The organism is Pseudomonas sp. NBRC 111131, from assembly GCF_001320525.1.
Lineage (GTDB): Bacteria > Pseudomonadota > Gammaproteobacteria > Pseudomonadales > Pseudomonadaceae > Aquipseudomonas > Aquipseudomonas ceruminis.
Map to the genome: position 1 here is coordinate 50,146 of NZ_BCBH01000005.1, position 18,537 is coordinate 68,682.

Annotated in this window: 12 protein-coding genes; 8 read left to right on the plus strand and 4 right to left on the minus strand. The window is 55.9% G+C overall.

Translation table 11 applies throughout. The features are described 5' to 3' along the window. Positions 1-70 precede the first annotated feature (70 nt). Genes APH34_RS06895 through APH34_RS06905 form a run of 3 tightly spaced genes read right to left on the minus strand, consistent with a single transcriptional unit; the run spans position 71 to position 4,683 of the window. Entirely contained in the window at positions 71-1,537 is a 1,467-nt protein-coding gene (locus APH34_RS06895) for a TolC family outer membrane protein (RefSeq protein WP_054900440.1), read from the minus strand. Beyond that, entirely contained in the window at positions 1,534-2,859 is a 1,326-nt protein-coding gene (locus tag APH34_RS06900; protein WP_054900441.1) for an HlyD family type I secretion periplasmic adaptor subunit, read from the minus strand. The genes APH34_RS06895 and APH34_RS06900 overlap by 4 nt, the downstream gene beginning before the upstream one ends. Before the next feature lie 12 nt (positions 2,860-2,871). Then, a complete protein-coding gene (locus tag APH34_RS06905) occupies positions 2,872-4,683 on the minus strand; it encodes a type I secretion system permease/ATPase (protein ID WP_054900600.1) in 1,812 nt (603 codons plus the stop codon). Between the two features lie 531 nt (positions 4,684-5,214). Between APH34_RS06905 and APH34_RS06910 the strand changes: the two genes are divergently transcribed. The 6 genes from APH34_RS06910 (at position 5,215) to APH34_RS06935 (ending at position 15,145) form a co-directional block, all read left to right on the plus strand. Next, the gene (locus APH34_RS06910; protein WP_054900442.1) at positions 5,215-6,093 is read left to right on the plus strand and encodes a hypothetical protein; all 879 of its coding nucleotides are present in this window, start codon (positions 5,215-5,217) and stop codon (positions 6,091-6,093) included. 17 nt (positions 6,094-6,110) lie between these two features. After that, complete coding sequence (locus APH34_RS06915; protein WP_054900443.1) at positions 6,111-7,553, plus strand: DUF4214 domain-containing protein; 1,443 nt, start codon at positions 6,111-6,113, stop codon at positions 7,551-7,553. A 145-nt stretch (positions 7,554-7,698) separates the two neighbouring features. After that, positions 7,699-10,170, plus strand: coding sequence for a glycosyltransferase family 2 protein (locus APH34_RS06920; RefSeq protein WP_054900444.1), 2,472 nt, complete (start codon positions 7,699-7,701; stop codon positions 10,168-10,170). Continuing rightward, positions 10,167-12,539, plus strand: a complete 2,373-nt coding sequence (locus tag APH34_RS06925; RefSeq protein WP_054900445.1) for a glycosyltransferase — start codon at positions 10,167-10,169, stop codon at positions 12,537-12,539. Before APH34_RS06920 ends, APH34_RS06925 begins: the two co-directional genes overlap by 4 nt. A gap of 75 nt (positions 12,540-12,614) precedes the next feature. Next, the gene (locus APH34_RS06930) at positions 12,615-14,054 is read left to right on the plus strand and encodes a glycosyltransferase (RefSeq protein WP_177337014.1); all 1,440 of its coding nucleotides are present in this window, start codon (positions 12,615-12,617) and stop codon (positions 14,052-14,054) included. After that, the gene (locus APH34_RS06935) at positions 14,051-15,145 is read left to right on the plus strand and encodes a hypothetical protein (protein WP_054900447.1); all 1,095 of its coding nucleotides are present in this window, start codon (positions 14,051-14,053) and stop codon (positions 15,143-15,145) included. Before APH34_RS06930 ends, APH34_RS06935 begins: the two co-directional genes overlap by 4 nt. Before the next feature lie 45 nt (positions 15,146-15,190). Here APH34_RS06935 and APH34_RS06940 read toward each other — a convergent pair whose 3' ends face one another. Next, entirely contained in the window at positions 15,191-16,111 is a 921-nt protein-coding gene (locus APH34_RS06940) for a glycosyltransferase family 2 protein (RefSeq protein WP_256215537.1), read from the minus strand. 417 nt (positions 16,112-16,528) lie between these two features. On the opposite strand from APH34_RS06940, the gene rfbB reads away from it, so the two are divergent. Further along, positions 16,529-17,629: a dTDP-glucose 4,6-dehydratase gene (gene rfbB / locus APH34_RS06945; RefSeq protein WP_054900448.1), complete on the plus strand. Its 1,101-nt coding sequence runs from the start codon at positions 16,529-16,531 to the stop codon at positions 17,627-17,629. Beyond that, positions 17,626-18,528 (plus strand): dTDP-4-dehydrorhamnose reductase, encoded by a 903-nt coding sequence (rfbD, locus tag APH34_RS06950; RefSeq protein WP_054900449.1) that lies wholly within the window; start codon positions 17,626-17,628, stop codon positions 18,526-18,528. The genes rfbB and rfbD overlap by 4 nt, the downstream gene beginning before the upstream one ends. Positions 18,529-18,537 lie beyond the last annotated feature (9 nt).

Sequence of the window (18,537 nt, forward strand, 5' to 3'; positions counted from 1 at the left end):
GATGCCTCTAAGAGACCAGCACTACCTCCACAGCCATGCTGGCCCTCACGCTTGAGCGGCGCCCGACACTCTAGTTCAGCGCGGTGTGACCCGCAGGCGACTTGCCGGCGATGGGCTGCCCAGCAGCCCCGGCATCCAGACGCGCTACATCCCCCCCTGGCAGGCTGGTTTCCGGCACTGGGCTGAGCCACATGTTGACGTTGTCGACGCTTTCCTGATTCAACTCCCCCGCCCAACGGTTCAGCAGGAACAGGTTGGTGATGAAGTCATACTGGGTTTTAAGCAAGTCTCGACGCGCCTTGAACTCGTTCTGCACACTGGTCAGTACATCCACCGCGTTTACAACGCCGAAGCTGAAGGCCTTTTGCGCAGCGATGCTGGACTGTTGCGCAGAAGACAGCGCATTACGGTTAGCGCGGATTTTCTCTACTGCAGCCTGAGCGGTGAGGAAGGCGGTGGTGGTTTCCTTCACCACCTGACGGCGCACGCCTTCAAGCTGCTCTTCAGCTGCCAGTTGATCATCGTAGAGACCGCGCACACGGGCAGACGTCGAACCGCCACTGTAGATCGGGATTTTCACGCCCAGCGTGGCCACGTAGCTATCGCTGCGTGGCGCCTGAGTGTTGTCGTAGCCTTGGTCGCTCTGCTGGGCGCTCAGGCTCAGCGACAGTTGGGGATAGTGTTCGCCTTTGCCTTCACGTACCGCTGCCATGGCTGCTTCGGCACCGCTCTTGGAGGCTCTGAGCGAAGGGTTGGCTTCTACCGCTTGGGTAATCCACTGTTGCAGGGGGCGCGTCGGCGCTTGCAATGCCACATCGTTCCGCACACGGCTGAGCGGTTCGGTGATAGGCCGTCCCACGATTTCGGCCAAGGCCTCACGGCTCACCAGCACCTGGTTGCGCGCCTCCACTTCCTGGGCGGCCAGGAAATCCACACGCGCTTGCATGTCCAGCTTGTCGGTGATCTTGGCCATCTGCCGGTCGAACAGGCTGCTGACGCGGTCCAGGTTTTTCTGGGTGGCACGGCGTTCGGCTTGTACCAAGGCCAGCTCATCGTCGGCCGCAAGGGCCACGAAGTAGCGTTTGGCAAGGTCTACGGTCGCTTCGGCCAATGTGTCTTCGGCTTGCTGACCCTTCTGCTCGTTGACGCTCTTGGACTTCTGGTAGCGCTCCCAAGCCGGCTTGTTATACAGGTACTGGGTCAGGCTCAACGAATAACTTTCGTTGTTGTAGATGTCGCGACTGATTTCGTTTTTGCGCAGGACGCGGCTGGTGTTGGCATTCGCCGACACCTGCGGCAGCAAGCCGCCGAGGGCCTCACGTTGTTGGGCAGTCGCAGTACGCGCGCGCGCGTAGGCAGCAAGCACCCGAGGATCCTCCAGCCGGGCCTCACGATACAGGCCCGCCAGGTCCAACGCATAGGTCGAAGCCGAAACAGCCTTCAGTTGCTCGCCCGCCGGGCCCATTCCTTCGGCGGCCACCGCTTGCCAGGCGGCCATGCACATCAGCATTCCAGGTAGCAAACGCAGCACAATCATTCCTCGATCAGCGATTCGGCGAACATGTTGCGGGCGGGTTTGAGCAGGTACTGCAGCATGGTGCGGTCACCGGCATTGATGAGGACATCGGCTGGCATACCCGGGTGCAGCTTGCGGTTACCAAGCTTCTGCATGCCGTCTTCAGTAACCTGAACGCGCACTAAGTAGTAAGCATCCCCGGTACGCTCTTCGGTCAAACTGTCTGCAGAGATACGAACAAGCTTGCCCTCGATAACAGGTGTGGTCGCTTGGTTGAAAGCAGTGAAACGAATGTCTGCAGTTTTACCCAACTCCAGACGGTCGATATCGCGGGTGGCAACTTTAGCCTCCACCACCAGCTCGGACTGCGCCGGTACGATATCCAGAATCGGCGTAGCCGCACTGATGACGCCGCCAATGGTGTGCACCTTCATATCAAGCACCATTCCACTTTCTGGCGCACGAATCACCACACGAGACAAACGATCACGCAACGCCGCCTCTTTTTCCTGAAGATCGAAAACCTGAGCCTGCACTTCCGACAGCTCATTGGCGACGTCGGAGTCAAACTTCTTCTTCAGCTGCACGATCTGCAGCTCGGTTTCACCAATCTGTAATTTGGTCTGAGTGATGCCCGACTGATGATCGGCGACCTCGGTCTTCAGCATGTCCAGCTTGCGCTCCTGCTCAAGCATGCGCTGGTTATCGACGAAACCTTCGGCCAACAGTTCTTTGAGCTGCTTGATCTCACCGGTATAGGACTTCTCCAATCCGCTTTTGGTACGGATCATGTCGTTGAGCCCAGCTATTTGCTGTTTCATCTGCTGAATGCGCTCGCGGTTTACCGAGATCTCACCCTGCAGCGAATTACGGCGAGCCAAGAACACCTGCTGCTCACCCGCCATGGCTTCCTGGGCACGGGCAGAATCCGTGCCGTCCATGGTGACTGGCGGGATAGCGTCCAACCCATCGCGCTCGGCCCGCAACCGCGCCTCTTTATATCGAGCCACGATCAACTGGTTACGGGTGGACTCGTATTCAGCGCTAAGCTGGGACTCGTCCAGCACAATCAAAGGGTCACCCTTCTTGACCAAGTCACCATCACGGGCGAGGAGTTCTTTAACGATGCCCCCTTCAAGATGCTGCACGGTCTTGCGGTAGTTCTGCACGGTGACCACACCAGAACCATGCACCGCATTGCTCAACGGCGCGAATGCAGCCCAGCTGCCAAAAATACCGAAGGTGACAAACACGATAGTCAGACCAATACGGCGGATACCCCGATCAGAGGTGGGCATGTCATCGAAATTGTGGTCGAACGCGGTAATCGCTTTACTGCTCATTTAGAAATCCTTTCAAGCGCCGGTGCTGGTCGAGGTGGCAGGCGCAGGAGCCGGTGCCGCAGGTGGGGCGGAGTTGGGGGCAGCCGAGGGTGCTGCGGGCGGCTGCGGCGCGGCTGGCTGAGCCACACGCTGCTGGGCTTTGGCCTGTTGTGCGGCCAGTTCCGCGATGACCCGGTCACGCTCCCCATACAGCGAGATGGTGCCGCCTGCCATTACCATAATGCGGTCAAGGCGCGTAAGAATGTTGGGGCGGTGCGAAACGATGAACACCGTGGCGCCGGTTTCTTTCAGTTTCTGCAGGGCCACACCCAACGCACGCTCACCGACGTCGTCGAGGTTGGAGTTGGGTTCATCGAGAACGATCAGGCGCGGGTTACCGTAGATGGCACGTGCCAGGCCAATGCGCTGACGCTGGCCACCCGACAGGTTGACACCATCACTGCCGATTACCGTGTCGTAGCCGTCTGGCAACATCAGAATCATTTCGTGTACGCCAGCCATTTGCGCTGCGGCCACCACCTTGTCCGGGTCGACCTTGTCAAAGCGGGCGATGTTTTCGCTGATACTGCCTTCGAACAGCTCGATGTCCTGAGGCAGGTAGCCCACATAGGGACCAAGCGCTTGCTTGTCCCAACTGGCGATATCAGCACCATCAAGACGCACCACGCCATGCTGAGGTGGCCAGATGCCCATCAGCGCGCGTACCAGCGTGGACTTGCCGGCGGCACTGGGGCCAACGATGCCCACAATGGAACCCGCCGGGGCTACAAAGCTGATGCTGCGTATCACTGGTGCCTTGGCACCTGGAGGCGCAACGATGAGGTTCTCGACTTGGATATGACCTTCAGGCGCGGGCAGCGGCATGCGCTCAGGCTCGTTATTCAAATCATCCATGACTTTATTGAGGCGATCGTACTGAACCTTCGCAGAAACAAAACCCTTCCAGCTACCGATCATCTGGTCGATCGGTGAAAGAGCACGCCCCAGCAACAGCGAACCCGCCATCAGCAGGCCTGGGTTGATCTCATGGGTAACCACAAGGTAAGCGCCGATCGCCAACATGATGGACTGCGACCAGATGCGGAAGGTCTTGGACGTTGAACTGACAACCCCGCCCTTGTCACTGGCACCCGACTGCAACAGCATGATGTTGCGCTGGCGTTTGGCCCAACGGTCCATCAACGTGTCCAGCATACCCATGGACTCGATAACTTCGGCATTGCGCAAGGTTTTGGTGGTGACCACATTGGACGCTACGTTTTCCTTGTTGGCAGTCGCCAGCGCACCGCCAGTAACCTTGTGGTTCACTACCGCCAGTACAGTCAGCACCAAGCCGCAGCCCAACGTCATCCAGCCGAACCATGGATGGAAAAGGAACATGACGATGGTGTAGATGGGAAACCAAGGCGCATCGAAGAACGCGAACAGCCCAGGGCCGGTGAAAAACTGTCGCAGCGAGGTGAGGTCATTCAGCGACTGCGCGGTGGCATCCGAGCCACCACTGTTAAGTGCACGCTTGAAGCTTGCCCTGTACACATCACGGCTCAGCAACACATCCAGGCGATTACTGATACGCACCATGATGCGCGAGCGTACCCACTCCAACGCACCCATGGTGATAACCAGGACGGTCATGATGAGGGTAAGCATAAGGAGCGTGGAAGTACTACTGGAAGGGACGACGCGGCCGGACACCTGAATCATGAAGAAGGTGGGCACCAGCATCAGCGCGTTGACGAAGAAGCTGAAGAAGCCTACCGAAAGGAAGCTGCTTTTGCAGGCTCTGAGGGCGGCTTGCAGATTGTTTTCCGATTGATAACTCATGGTGTCCATACTGAGAATGACGAAAGCGGCGGGCAGTGTAACATCCAGCCAGGAGGGCAGCGTGTCAGATTGTTCCCCTAACCACTTCGTTCAGCGACGAAGTGCACCTTTTGATGAAATTTTGAAAACTGCCGCAGCTATTGCCTTTGGGCTACACCTCAGGCGCCCTCACGCGACAAACGGCAATGCTAACCCTCAACGTGAAAAGCCGTCGCCAAAAAAACCACAAAAGTCGGAAAATAGCCCCACAGCTAGGATAATATCCTGATCCTCGAGACCTTTTTTTACCGTCAAACTCTCCAACTGAAACGCTCAGGTATAGCCAAAACTGCGCTACCGATCACCCCGCTTATAGCTAAGTTCCACTAAAGATATGAAATATTTTTTAGATTTCTTGGTTGACATCCCCTCCCCCGGACGGCATCTTCGCCACTCACAGGGAGCCTTCAATGGCCGTTTAGTGTATGCACGGGTCTGAGCACGTTAGCTACCAGTGTTGCTGCTTAAAAGGAGCTTAACAACGCCATGTCTATGCCTTCGCACACCCTTGATGGCTTGAAAATCAGCTCTCGAGTGACACTGCTCGAACCAGGCATGTACATTTTCAGGTACGCCTCGCAGCCTCCTGCAGACAAACCGGTCTGTATCGCCCTGCAGCAAGCACCGCTGGGTAAGGGCTCCATCGATTTCTTCCCGGCCGAGGGGGTTAGCAAAAATATGCTGACCAAGCTTGGCGATACTATTGTTGCGCGCGTCAAAGCGGGCGTAACCACGGTGTTGATCACTGAATACCACATGTTCGACGATGTGATTGACCCGGTTGACCTGCGCATCGACCGCATCGATACCTCACCGGCGATCATGCGCACGTTCGCCGTAGTTGCCACCGAACCTGCACAAGCCCTTCCTGCCGACGCCAATCCTCTTCCTGTGACCATTGCTGCACATTTGCAGCAATCGGGCGAAGTTGTTTCCAAGGACGGTTATGTGGGGGCGCCGAACAGCAACGAATTCATCGAATGTTTTGCAATCGACCTGCCGAACAAACCGGCCGGGGTCGATCTGCTCTATACCTGCATGGTGGCAGGGTCCGGCCCCAGCCGGAATGTATCGACAGGCACCACAGTAGGTGCCCGTGGTCAGGGCTTGCCCCTGATATGCGTGGGCTTCAGCCTGGTAGGCCCGCTGCGCAAACACTACGAATTGACCGGCCTGATCGCATTTGGAAATGCGGAACCTCAGCGCCTGGTGACCAATCAGATGATGCACGGCCCCACCGGCAATGAGCCGCTGGTGGCGTTGCACCTCGCCGTAACCCCCGTAACGAAGATGAACGCTGCCCGCCTTAAGTCTCCGTGGGAAAACTCTGCGTCACAGCAGAATACTATTGCAGCAGGCCAAACGGCCTGAAGTAACAGGAAGACATCATGCAATACGATAGCCCTCAATCGAGCAGCGCTCTGCAAGCTAACCTGAGCGCAGACAGCGCCAACCTCTCCGACGTGACCCTGGCAGCCATCAACAGCCTGCTGAACCTGAACACCGTTGAGACCGTCGGTATCGCCGGCATCACCGGCAACACCGTACAGCTGCCAACTTCCGGCACCGCCGACATCGTTCACGGTGTAGTTGAAGGCGCCAAAGGTGACCAGGTTGTTGTTGACCTGTCCGCCGCAGAAGCTGCTGGCATCAGCGCTTACGTGCTGCAGAGCGATGCCAACCTGGTTGTTGACCTGCAAGGTCAAGCAGCCGCTGGCGACGTTCAAGCCTTCGCTGCTGCCATTGCCCCAGCCGCTGTTGATACTTCGGCCATCGAACTGGTAGTGACTACCGGTAACGGCGACGACGTGATCACCGTTAAAGGTGACCAGAACACCCTGATCGATGCTGGCGACGGCAACGACACCATCGTGACTGGCAACGGTAACAACACTGTTATCGCTGGCAACGGCAACAACAACATCACCACCGGTTCGGGCGATGACACCATCATCCTGAGCGGCAGCAACCACGCTGACATCGTCAAGGCTGGTGCAGGCTACGATATCGTCCAGCTGGACGGTTCGCGCGATGACTACACCTTCACCGTCGGCAACAACTTCACCGTCAACCTGACTGGCAATCAAACTGCCTCGATCACCGACGCTGAGTTCCTGACCTTCGTCAACGGTGACACCACCGAAACCGTAGCTCTGGCTCACAGCGACGCAGAAGCTGCTGCCCTGCGCCTGTACCAAGGCATCCTGGGTCGCGACGCTGATGCTTCCGGCGCCAAAGACTTCACCAACCTGGTGAACGAAGGCACCTCGCTGACCGATATCGCCAACCAGTTCCTGAACTCGGCTGAGTTCGCTGGCGCTGCTTCGGCTCAAGACATCAACGAGCTGTACCAGGCTATCCTGGGCCGCGCTGCTGATGCCGAAGGCTCGACTGCATGGCAAGCCGTGCTGGCTAACGGTGGCACTCTGAACGATGTGGCGGCTGGTATCGCCCTGTCCAACGAAGCCATCCAGCTGGATCAGTCGAACGGCGACTTCGTCCGCGAACTGTACGAGAACGTACTGGGCCGTGAAGTTGAGCAAGAAGGCCTGGACGCTTGGGTATCCCAGCTGTTCAACGGCACCAGCCGTGCCGAAGTGGCTGCTGGCATCGTTGGCTCGGCTGAGGCTGCTCAGAAGTCCAACAGCGACTTCATCGACTCCCTGTACCAGTCCGCGCTGGGCCGTGATGCTGATGCAACTGGCAAAGCTGCATGGGAAGCTGTACTGGAAAACGGCGGCACTCACGCCGACGTGGCCCTGGGCATTGTTGGTTCCAACGAAGCCATCGCACACATCGACAACGTCGTTGTGCTGCACGGCCAGGTGTAACTAGCCCTGTCGTAGCGAAGCATACGCCCGGCCGCAAGGCCGGGGGTATGTGAAAGGGGGCGACTTTCGGGTCGCCCCTCTTTTTATTATCTGTAGTCAAGCCAAGCTTATGTCCAGACAACTCGACCATGGGCGAGAAACGCTCATGGACATCTTCCACCGCCACCGTCAGGCCAGCGAGCACGACGCGGCGGCAACTGCACTCGAACGTGCGTTGCAGATTCCCGAGTACCGGGCCGAAGCCCTCGTATGGAAAGGCATCGCGGCGTTGCCGCAGAAGCCCGAGCTGGCTTTTTTATTTTTTGCCGATGCCGCCCAGGCATTGCCCGACCGGGCGGATGTTCACGCGCTGGTGGGACGCAGCCTGCTGGCACAAGATCAATGTGAGCTGGCCACGCGTTACCTGACCAATGCTTGGAAAACTCAACCCAACGACCTTGCCCTGCGCCTGACACTGTGGGAGGCCCGCAGCCGATCAGAGACGCCAGCCGAACTACGGCGCATGATTCTGGCCCATCTGCCCGATATCCATACGGGGAAGGAGCTGGGGTTGGTATTGAAGCTTCTGGCCGCACAGAGCGACGCCCCCAGCACCGTCGGTGTTGTGCACTATCTGCCCGAGCAGAAGGAAATCCAGGGCTGGGCAATCGACTTGCAGAACCTGCAAGCACCCGCAACGCTCCAGATCGAAGCCAATGGCGCTCGCCTCAACGCCACCGCCAGCGCCACCCATCCGCTGCTCAGCGCAGCGGGCCTGCCCGCTACCCATGGCGGTTTGCGGGTGAGCGTGCCAAACCCGACACCTGCCGTGCACCTGCAATTTACCAACGGTATCCCCCTGCTTGGCAGCCCGATTTACGCGATACCGGTCTTCGTTCCGCCTGCCAGCGTTGGTGGCGGTGAAAACAACCCAGTGGATGTACTGATTCCGGTCTATAACGGCCTCGAGGAAACCCTGGAGTGCATCAATAGCGCGTTGGACGCGCGCAAACTGAACCGCACCCCGCATCGCCTTGTGGTCATCGAAGACAAGACGCCCGTCCCCGCGCTGGCCAAGGCCCTCAAGGTGCTGGCCGCCAAGGGCAAGATCACGTTGGTTCACAATGCAGTGAACCTCGGCTTCATCCGCACCATGAACCGCGCTATGGCCCTTTGCCCGAACAAGGACGTGGTGTGGCTGAACGCGGACACCCGAGTACACGGTGCCTGGCTGGATCGCTTGCGTGAAGTCGCTTACAGCGACAAACGCATTGCATCGGTGACGCCGTTCACCAACAACGGCGAGCTGATGAGCTTCCCTCGCAGCCAGATCTGCCACGACATGCCCAGCGCCAAGGCCCAGGCCGAACTGGACGAACTGGCCCGACAAGTGGCCAGCCCACCGGTTGAAATCGAGACGGGCTGCGGCTTTTGCCTGTACATCAAGCGGGCTGCACTGGACCACGTCGGTTACCTCGACGAAGTGCACCTGGCCCGGGGCTATGGTGAAGAAACTGACTGGTGCCTGCGCGCCCGCAGTCACGGCTGGCGCCACATGGGCGCACCCAATGTGTTCGTGGCACACCAGGGCGGCATTTCGTTTGGTGCCGAGAAGGTGATGCGCGTCGCGGCGAACAACGCCACACTGCGCCAACGCTACCCCGACGCGTCAGCCCGCTATAAAGCATTTTGTCTGCGTGACCCCATCAAACCCGCACGGCAAGCCCTGCAGCAGGCGCGCCTAGAGCAGTTGGCCCGCAAGCCCGCTAGCGAGCGTAGTGCACGTTGGCAGCCGGGTGTGGACAACACACTCTACATCCATGATGGCTCCCTCGACGGTGCCGATTTCAGCCTGGGTTATCACCAGAGCAGCCACCGTACATGGGTGCAGTTGACTGCCCCACTGTGCCCTTTGCCGTTGAATCTGGAATTCGAACTGCCAGCCGATTTCACTCGGCTGGTCGAATGCCTGCGCCAGCTACCGCTGCAGGCAATCGTGTTCCAGAACCTGGCCCGGTGCCCGCTGGGGTTATGTGATCTGCCGGCAATGCTGGACATCCCGTACCGCATTCAGTGCCAGGACGATCGCTTGCTCGAACAGCAGAGCGATTACGACTGGCAGCGTTTTGCCCGCGAGGCCGCCAGCGTTCAGCTGCCGTGGGCGGCGCTAAAGCCTAGTTACTGCGATGCACTGCCAGGTGCCAAGCTGGTGACCGATGCAGCCCAGGCAAACAGAAGCGCTACTGCCCTTCTACCCGAAACGCTTGTGATTGGTGACAGCCTGCGCGATACCGCCACTGCCCACTGCTGGCTGGATGTCGCCCGGCATATCAGCCGCGCCAAGTTACCCATTCACTTGGTTGCGCCAAGCGATAGCCCCTGGCTGAAGCAATTGCAAGCGACTGGGACCGTTCATGTTTTGCCTGAACTACAGGGTTTCAGCCTGGCCGAACGTGCCCAAGCCGCTGGCTGCGATGCCGTGCTGAGCCTGGCTGACAAACCCAGCAGCGATTGGCTAGCGCCTGGTTTGGCCGCCCAACTGGGCGTGCCGCTGTTCGCTCACCCCAACCTGCTGGGAAGCGAAACAGGGGCCATCACCCTTACCTCTTTGCCTTTCACCCCGAGCCTGGCCCGATGACTGAACACCTCCTGGATCAACCGCAGACGACACAGCCCGTCACCCTACCCGCCTTCAGCGGCGCCATTCTTGGTCTTCAGGGCGATGTGCTGCACGGCTGGGCGATGGACAACACGCAGCCGGAACACCGCCCGGTGATCGAGGTGTTCATTGACGGGGCAAGTGTCGCACTGGTGCGCGCCGACCAATACGAGCCCAACGCACCAGCGGGTGATCAGTACCATGGCTTTGCCGTGCAACTACGCCAGCGCTGGCTTGATGAGGCCCGGTTGATTACCGCTCACATCGCCAACCAGTCCTTCGTTTTGGAAGGGCAACTATCGCTCCCGGCAGCACCCAGCGAGGACAGCGCGTCGATCGCGTCCCAGGTTTGGCATTCTGGCGGCCTGCGTGTCGGAGGTTGGTGCTGGGACCCGAAAGCACCGAATCGGCATGTGGAGGTGACGGTCCGCAAAGGCGATCAAGTGGTTGGTCAGGCCATCTGTAATGAACACAATCAAGCCTTGGCCTATCGCGCGACCAGCGACCACGGTTTTGCCATCGACCTGCCTTGGGAGTTGGCCGATGGCAAGGTGCATGAGCTGGAAATCGTCAATGACCTTGGCCAACAACTGGCAGGCAGCCCTATTCGCTTGTGCTGCTGGCCGGAGGGTATCGAAGGGCTGCTCCAGCAACTCGACCCGGCACATGACAGCACAACGCTAGCTCTGCTGACTGAAGTTGCCAAGGAACAAACCCTACGGCTGCCGAAAAGCGCTGGTTGGCAGCACTACCCACAATGGTTTGAGGCGTTCCAACGCCTGGATTCCCAGCCGGCACCGCAACTGCAAGGCAAACTGGGCCTAATGCTGCTGAGCGATGGCGATACGACACTTGAACAGGTGAGTCTGAACAGCCTGGGTGCCTGCCATACCGGCGTTCACGCAGTGGCCACCGGTGCCCCTGCCCACCTGTTGCCAGCGCTGGACCAGTTGATTGAAGCCGGCTGCGATCGAATTTTGCCGTTGACGGCGGGTGATCGCCTGGCGCCGTTGGCCCTGGCGCACCTAAGTGCTTTGCTCGACGATGGCTGCGCATGGGCATTCGCCGACTGCGACCGCGATGGTCCGCAGGGTGAACGCAGCCTGCCATGGCTGAAACCGGTGTGGGACATCGACCTTTTCATCGGGGCCGATATTTTTACCCCTGGGGCGATCTACAGCGTCAGCATCATCAAGCAAGCCTTGGCGCTGCTCACGGCGGGTGCAACCGACACGCCAGTAAACTGGCACCACCTCACAGCCGGCATCGCATTGGCCACGCAAAACACCCAAGCGCGCGTTGCCCACCTGCCCAGGGTACTGTACCACCGCGCCGTCCACACACCCGCCAGCCCCGAGCAGGCCCAGCCGTCCCCGCTGCGGCAACAGGCACTTGACTGGTTGTGCCAACGGTTGGCCCCTGGCGCCACGGTGAGCCAAGTTGCCGACTACCCGGCGCTTTTCAGAGCCCACTGGCCATTGCCAGCGCAACTACCCCGCGTGAGCCTTATCGTGCCAACGCGGGACCAGTACAAGCTGCTGCATGCCTGCATCGAAGGGCTGCTGAACGACACTGATTACTCCAATCTGGAAATCATCGTTGTCGATAACCAGTCCAGCGACCCAAAAACGCTGGCCTACCTCACCGAGCTGAGCACGCGCGGTGTCACGGTGCTATCTCATCCCTACCCGTTCAATTACTCGACGATCAACAACCGTGCAGCGAGCGTTGCCACTGGCGAACTGATTGGCCTGGTGAACAACGATATCGAGATCATTGAGGCCGACTGGTTGAAGGAGATGGTTGCGCAGGTGCTGCGACCTGGAGTTGGCGCAGTGGGCGCCAAGTTGTTGTGGCCAAACAGGATGGTGCAGCACGGTGGCGTAGTCGTTGGGGTCAATGGCCTTGCTGCTCACACGGGCAATAACCTGGAGCAGCGGGACCCTGGATATCTGGGCATGAACCAGATCACTCGCCGACAAAGCGCTGTAACAGCGGCATGCCTATTGTTGCGCAAGTCAGTGTTTGACTCAGTAGGCGGGCTGGACGAGCGGGCTTTCCCAGTCGCGTTCAATGACGTGGATCTGTGCTTAAAAATCTTGAAAGCAAAACGGGCTATTTTGTGGACTGCGCACGCAAAACTCGTCCACGCAGAATCCGCAAGCCGGGGCAAGGACGACTCTAAAGAGAAGAGCGCAAGAGCGCAGCGTGAACAGCGCAACTTTATTCAAAAATGGGGAGCGCACGCAATATTCGATAGCTATTACCATCCTGCATTGTCGCTAGACTATCTAAGCGGGCCTTACGGAGGTCTATCTCTCCCACCAAGACCACTTGTACGGCCCTGAACCTTTTCTGAAATTTAATATTCCCCAGCAACGTTTAGGCTTGCGGGAAGACTTATAAACCGCAAGGGAATGACTATGACGATCAAAAAGAATTTAAAAAACACAACGAAAGCGAAAGAAGAAATAGCTGTAACTTCGCCCCCCCCTCTGCGCTCCGCAGGAGAAACTGTTAGCACGACTGGCGAGCCAGCCTTATCAATAGAGCAGGTGCCAGCGACCGCAGCCATCGTTACAACCAAGAAAGCTCCTAAAGTTACCGAAATCGCTTCGAATCCAACAAAGACGTTCGTTGAGCAACTGATGCGTGACAGGCCCGACTTAACATCGGACCACATTTACAGATGCCTCATAGATCACAACAAATACACAGAAAAATACAAGGACGTGCTATCTAGCGGCATGCATGCGGCCGATCATTATTTTACATTTGGCCACAAAGAGTCTCGCGAATTCAAGCGTACCGGATTAATCAAGCACAACCAGAAATTCGACATTCAGCATGAAGCTATTCTGTTCCTATCAAGTGCAGAGCTCCGTGATGGATCTTTTATTTACCGATGCCTGCTTCAATCTCAGCAGTATCAAAAGAACTTGGTGTACTCCGGAAGGACGGAGATATTAAAGCTGGTCCGCGCAGTATTTAACTGCAAGGAACTGATATTCTCACGTCCAGAAAAAAACGAAACTGCATTCTACCTTATTGAGCTTGCTAAAAATATTGGTGTCAAGGTCACACTCGACTATGACGACCTTCTATTACCGGAGCACGCCGAATATCTCGGCCACGTGAGATCGAGCGATGGCACCAGTATTGAAGAAGCTCGCAAAAGCCTGATAAATAAATCATCCTTCTTGCTTTACGCAGATGCATTCCGGTGTAGTACGCCACTTATCGCAAAAGCCATGCAGCATCTATCCAAGCCTATAGATGTATACAAGAATAAAATTCTTGGCAAAATGGTGCTACCCAAACAACACTGCGCCGCACGCTTGAGCGATATCAACCAGAGAAAGATAAAACTCCTTTATCTTTCCGGCACCGCAACCCATAAGAAAGATTTTTCAATTATTCAAGGCCCATTATTAAAACTAGCTCAAGAATTTCCAGATCAGTTTGAGATAACCTTCCTAGGTAACACAGGAAGCAATATCGGCCCAATTTCTCTTTACAACTCACACGTCAAAATTATATCGCGAGTAGAGTTTAGCGAGATGTTAAAAGTTATCTCCGAACACGACTTAGCGCTTGCGCCACTAGAAGACACTATATTCAACAACGCAAAATCCAATATTAAGTTCATTGAATGTGGCTCTCAAGGCGTACCCGTATTAGCAAGCCCCCGCGACGAGTTCAGAAGCGCTATTTCTCACAACTCTAATGGATGGCTATGCGAATCGCAAACCGACTGGTACCACCAACTTAGAAAGCTTATCAAAGATCGTTCACAGATATTGCGTGTTTCGCTAAAAGCAAGAGAAGCAGTCATCAAACACTTCACCTTGGGGGAAAAATGAACAACCTCATCCAATCAGAAATCCTCCACAAAAAACACAGCAATCCTACGATCCTGTACATCACTAACAACTTCTCACAAGTTGAACTAGCATTACTTTCGGTAGCCGAGTCCAAGTACGACTTCCTCATCTACAACAACGTTACACACAAAGAATACAATCTAGCAACAGACTACTTACTTCCGAAGAATGTTAAAGTTACGTCTGATCCAAAATCTGTGATCATGCTGTCAGGAATATTCAGCGCGGCCATTACGACCGTGGGGCACATTAGCCCTGTCTTGAACGCTAAGATTGTATCTATTCTAAAGGCTTGCGTTGCCATCAACCTTCCAATTATTGAGGTTCCTCATGGACTATACCAATGGGGATTCAATCTCTCAGACGACTCAAAGTTCATCAACACTGCTTCTAACACCCTAGGGGCCGGCTATCCTGTTCCAAGTTTTGCCGACCATCAAATAAGCTGGTTTGATGACAACTCGATCGGTTACCCTCGGTACAGATCAGAGAGCGTTAAGAAAAAATACGATGTTGTGGTCCCTAAATATACTGTGATCACCACAAATACTAACTGGTATCTTTATAACTACAATGACCAAAGGGTGCTGGCACAAGCACTTTTCGAGCTTGCCCGAGCCAATCCGGAAGAAATGTTTATTTGGTCTCCGCACTCAGCGGAACTCAACGCCCACAATTTAATCAATAACATGCTGGGAGCAAAACCCGCTAACTTGTTCCGCTACGGATACGATAAAGATATATACTTCCACTCCATTGACACTACTGAAGACCTCATAAGTCATGCAGCAGCCGGAATAACGACAGTATCTACCTGCCTACTTGAGTATGAAATACATAAGATCCCCACTGCGATCTTCAGCACCAACTCGCTCCAAACCGTCACATCTTCGATGTTGGACGGTGCATTTTTCGCGACCCCCGACGACCTGAAATCTTTGGACTTCAAGCCGCCGATCACCGGCCAACTTCACAGGTACGACGTGGAAGGATTTGACTCGCGCCTAAGTCAAATTCTCATCTCCCCGAAAAAAAACAACCCTATCAAAAACTCTATACTTTATCTGTAAGTATCAGCAGTTCACTTAAGGGTCATGCGAAACCAATTAGACTTATCACTGAAAGTCAACGGTAACGCTGGCCCTTGAGCCAGCTCTGCGCTCCGCATATTTTTCACTTATTCTAACCAACTCAATCGCAACTTTCTCACGACTTTGCACAGGATAGTCACCTGGCTTCACACCATACTTTTTCTCGAACACTTCAATCGCCGCCGCTACATTCTTGGCGTGTGCGGGATTTGATGAGATTTTTGATTGAGCGATTGCCCATGGCTCGTCACCGATAAAACTTTCGGAGTTTTCAATATCCGCAAAAAACCAAAATGCTGGATGCATCCCTTCCTTGATTATCCTAAGGGAGTGATCCACATGCTCCAACGCATTGAAATAATCCAAATCCATCAATCCAACTTTTCTCAAGCAATCACGTGAATAGTACGAGAACGCACCCACACAATGCCGGTACAGCGCCAAGCGAACCTCACAGTAATCAACCCGCATCACTGGCTTCGCTTTACCTTCTCCATCTTTATTGAGCAGCCCGTGCTGACTGAAATTCAAGTGTTGCAATCCACTTATTTTCGAGGCTTGGATATACCTTTCAAAAACGGAGGCATCTTTAACATATACATCATCCTCTACAAGAAATATGTGCTCACAACCCTTTTCGAGAAGATAGCTGGCCGCCCTATTCTTCGATGCACCGACACCGACATTTAAATCATTCTCCAATAATACACCTACATCTAAACCGCCCTTTAGCTTATCTCCATCGTTAACAACTACAACTTCGTCCAAGTGGCTATTTGATATCGACTTGAGCAACCGGCTCAGCCCCGCAGGACGATTATATGTGACGATTCCACACCCAATTTTCTGCGCTGCCTTCATCACAACCCTCTCACGAACGACAATTTTATCTCCTCCACTTACTACCATATAAGCGAGAAGCTTATCAAGTTCAGATCGTTCCAAGCTTCGACCTGACCGCGCCCACTCTCTTAAGCCACCTGATGAGATCTACCACTTTATTAGGAATAAGAACTTATCCTCGCTAACCTTTTTTACTCACAGCCGATATAGGAATTTACGCATCAAGCGCTCTCCTTCAGCCACAGCTGGAAATCTCTCACCGCCCACAGTAGCGCCCTAAGACTTCGACTCTCCATAGGATGCGTAATCCAGATGCAGAGTATTTTCTCTCAAGATATGTTCATGGTAAGATCTCCACTTTGGGTTTTTGTCGCTTTCACACCAGCCGTTTCGCTGCGAACGAAAGAGTGGCCCTCCGCCGTTAAGGTCAATGCTTACATTCATGGCCTAGCTCTGACTCCGTTATGTATGGAAGATCGCAAAAAATTTCATCAACTCGATTTCTCAAAGGATGGATAAATGATTTTGGTAACAGGCGGAGCCGGCTTCATCGGCTCAAATTTCGTTCTGCAATGGTGCGCTCATAACGACGAGCCCGTTCTCAACCTGGACGCCCTGACCTACGCCGGCAACCTAGCCAATCTGCAGTCGCTGGAAGGCAATAACCAGCAGCGGTTCGTTCAAGGCAACATTTGCGACGCAGCCTTGCTGGCCAAGCTATTCGCCGAGCACCGCCCCCGCGCCGTGGTGCATTTCGCTGCCGAGTCGCATGTCGACCGCTCCATTACCGGCCCAGAAGCTTTCGTCGAAACCAACGTAGTCGGCACCTTCCGCTTGCTGGAAGCGGCTCGGGCGCATTGGAACAATTTGGAAGGCGCAGAGAAAGCAGCCTTCCGCTTCCTGCATGTGTCCACCGACGAGGTCTACGGTACCCTGGCCCCTACCGACCCAGCCTTTACGGAAACCACGCCGTACGCGCCTAACAGCCCATACTCCGCAAGCAAGGCGGCAAGTGACCACTTGGTGCGCTCGTACTACCACACCTATGGCATGCCGGTGCTCACCACCAACTGCTCGAACAACTATGGTCCATTTCACTTCCCCGAGAAGCTCATCCCGTTGATGATCGTCAATGCACTGGCTGGCAAATCGCTGCCGGTGTATGGCGATGGGCAACAGATCCGTGACTGGCTGTATGTCGAAGACCACTGCTCGGGTATCCGGCGTGTACTGGAGGCTGGTACCTTAGGCGAGACATACAACATCGGTGGGTGGAACGAAAAAGCCAACATCGACATTGTGCGCATTGTCTGCGGCCTGCTCGACGAGATGGCTCCTGCAGCAGATCGCCAAGTAATCAATCAGCAGACGGGCAAGCCGGTGGAGCAATATGCGGAGCTGGTCACGTATGTCACCGACCGCCCTGGCCACGACCGCCGCTACGCCATCGACGCGCGCAAGATCGAGCGTGAGTTGGGCTGGAAACCCGCCGAAACCTTCGATACTGGCATCCGAAAAACGGTCGCTTGGTACTTGGCAAACCAAGAGTGGGTTAAAGGGGTCATAGATGGCAGCTACCGTGATTGGGTAGCGCAACAGTACGGAGCGAACAACGCGTGAAAATCCTGCTGCTGGGGAAGAACGGTCAGGTGGGTTGGGAGCTGCAACGCGCCCTTGCTCCACTTGGCGAAGTGATCGCCCTGGACCGCCAGGGCGCAGATGACCTGTGTGGCGACTTGGCGGATCTTGCTGGCCTGGCTGCTACCGTGCGGAAGGTGGCTCCGGACGTGATCGTCAATGCTGCGGCCTACACGGCGGTGGACAAAGCTGAAAGTGAACAAGCATTGGCGGCGTTAATCAACGCCGAGGCGCCAGGCATACTGGCCCGCGAGGCAGCGGCACTGGGCGCCTGGTTGATCCACTACTCGACCGATTATGTGTTTGACGGCAGCGGCCAGGCACGCTGGCAGGAAGATGCCGCCACTGGCCCACTGTCGGTCTACGGCCGCAGCAAACTCGAAGGCGAACAGGCCATCGCCGCCAGCGGTGCCCTCGCCGTAGTGCTGCGTACCAGCTGGGTATATGCTGCCCGCGGTCATAACTTTGCCAAAACCATGCTGCGCTTGGCCCGCGAACGCGATGCACTCAACGTGGTCGCCGACCAGTTCGGTGCCCCCACTGGCGCAGAGCTGATTGCCGACGTCACCGCGCACATTCTGCGCCGGGTCGCCTGCGAGCAGGACGCCAGCCACCTGGCCGGGACTTACCATTTGAGCGCGGCCGGCGAAACCAGCTGGCACGGCTTTGCCCAGTTCGTACTGGCTTATGCCAGCAACCAAGGCGTTGCGCTAAGGGTCAGCGCCGAACAGGTGGGTGCAATCAGCACCGAAGCTTACCCAGTACCCGCGCCACGCCCGCGCAATTCGCGCTTGGCATTGGGCAAGCTGGAAAGCACATTCACCCTTAAAATGCCGCCTTGGCAGCAAGGCGTGCAACGTATGATGGACGAAATTCAGTAATAGGGACTC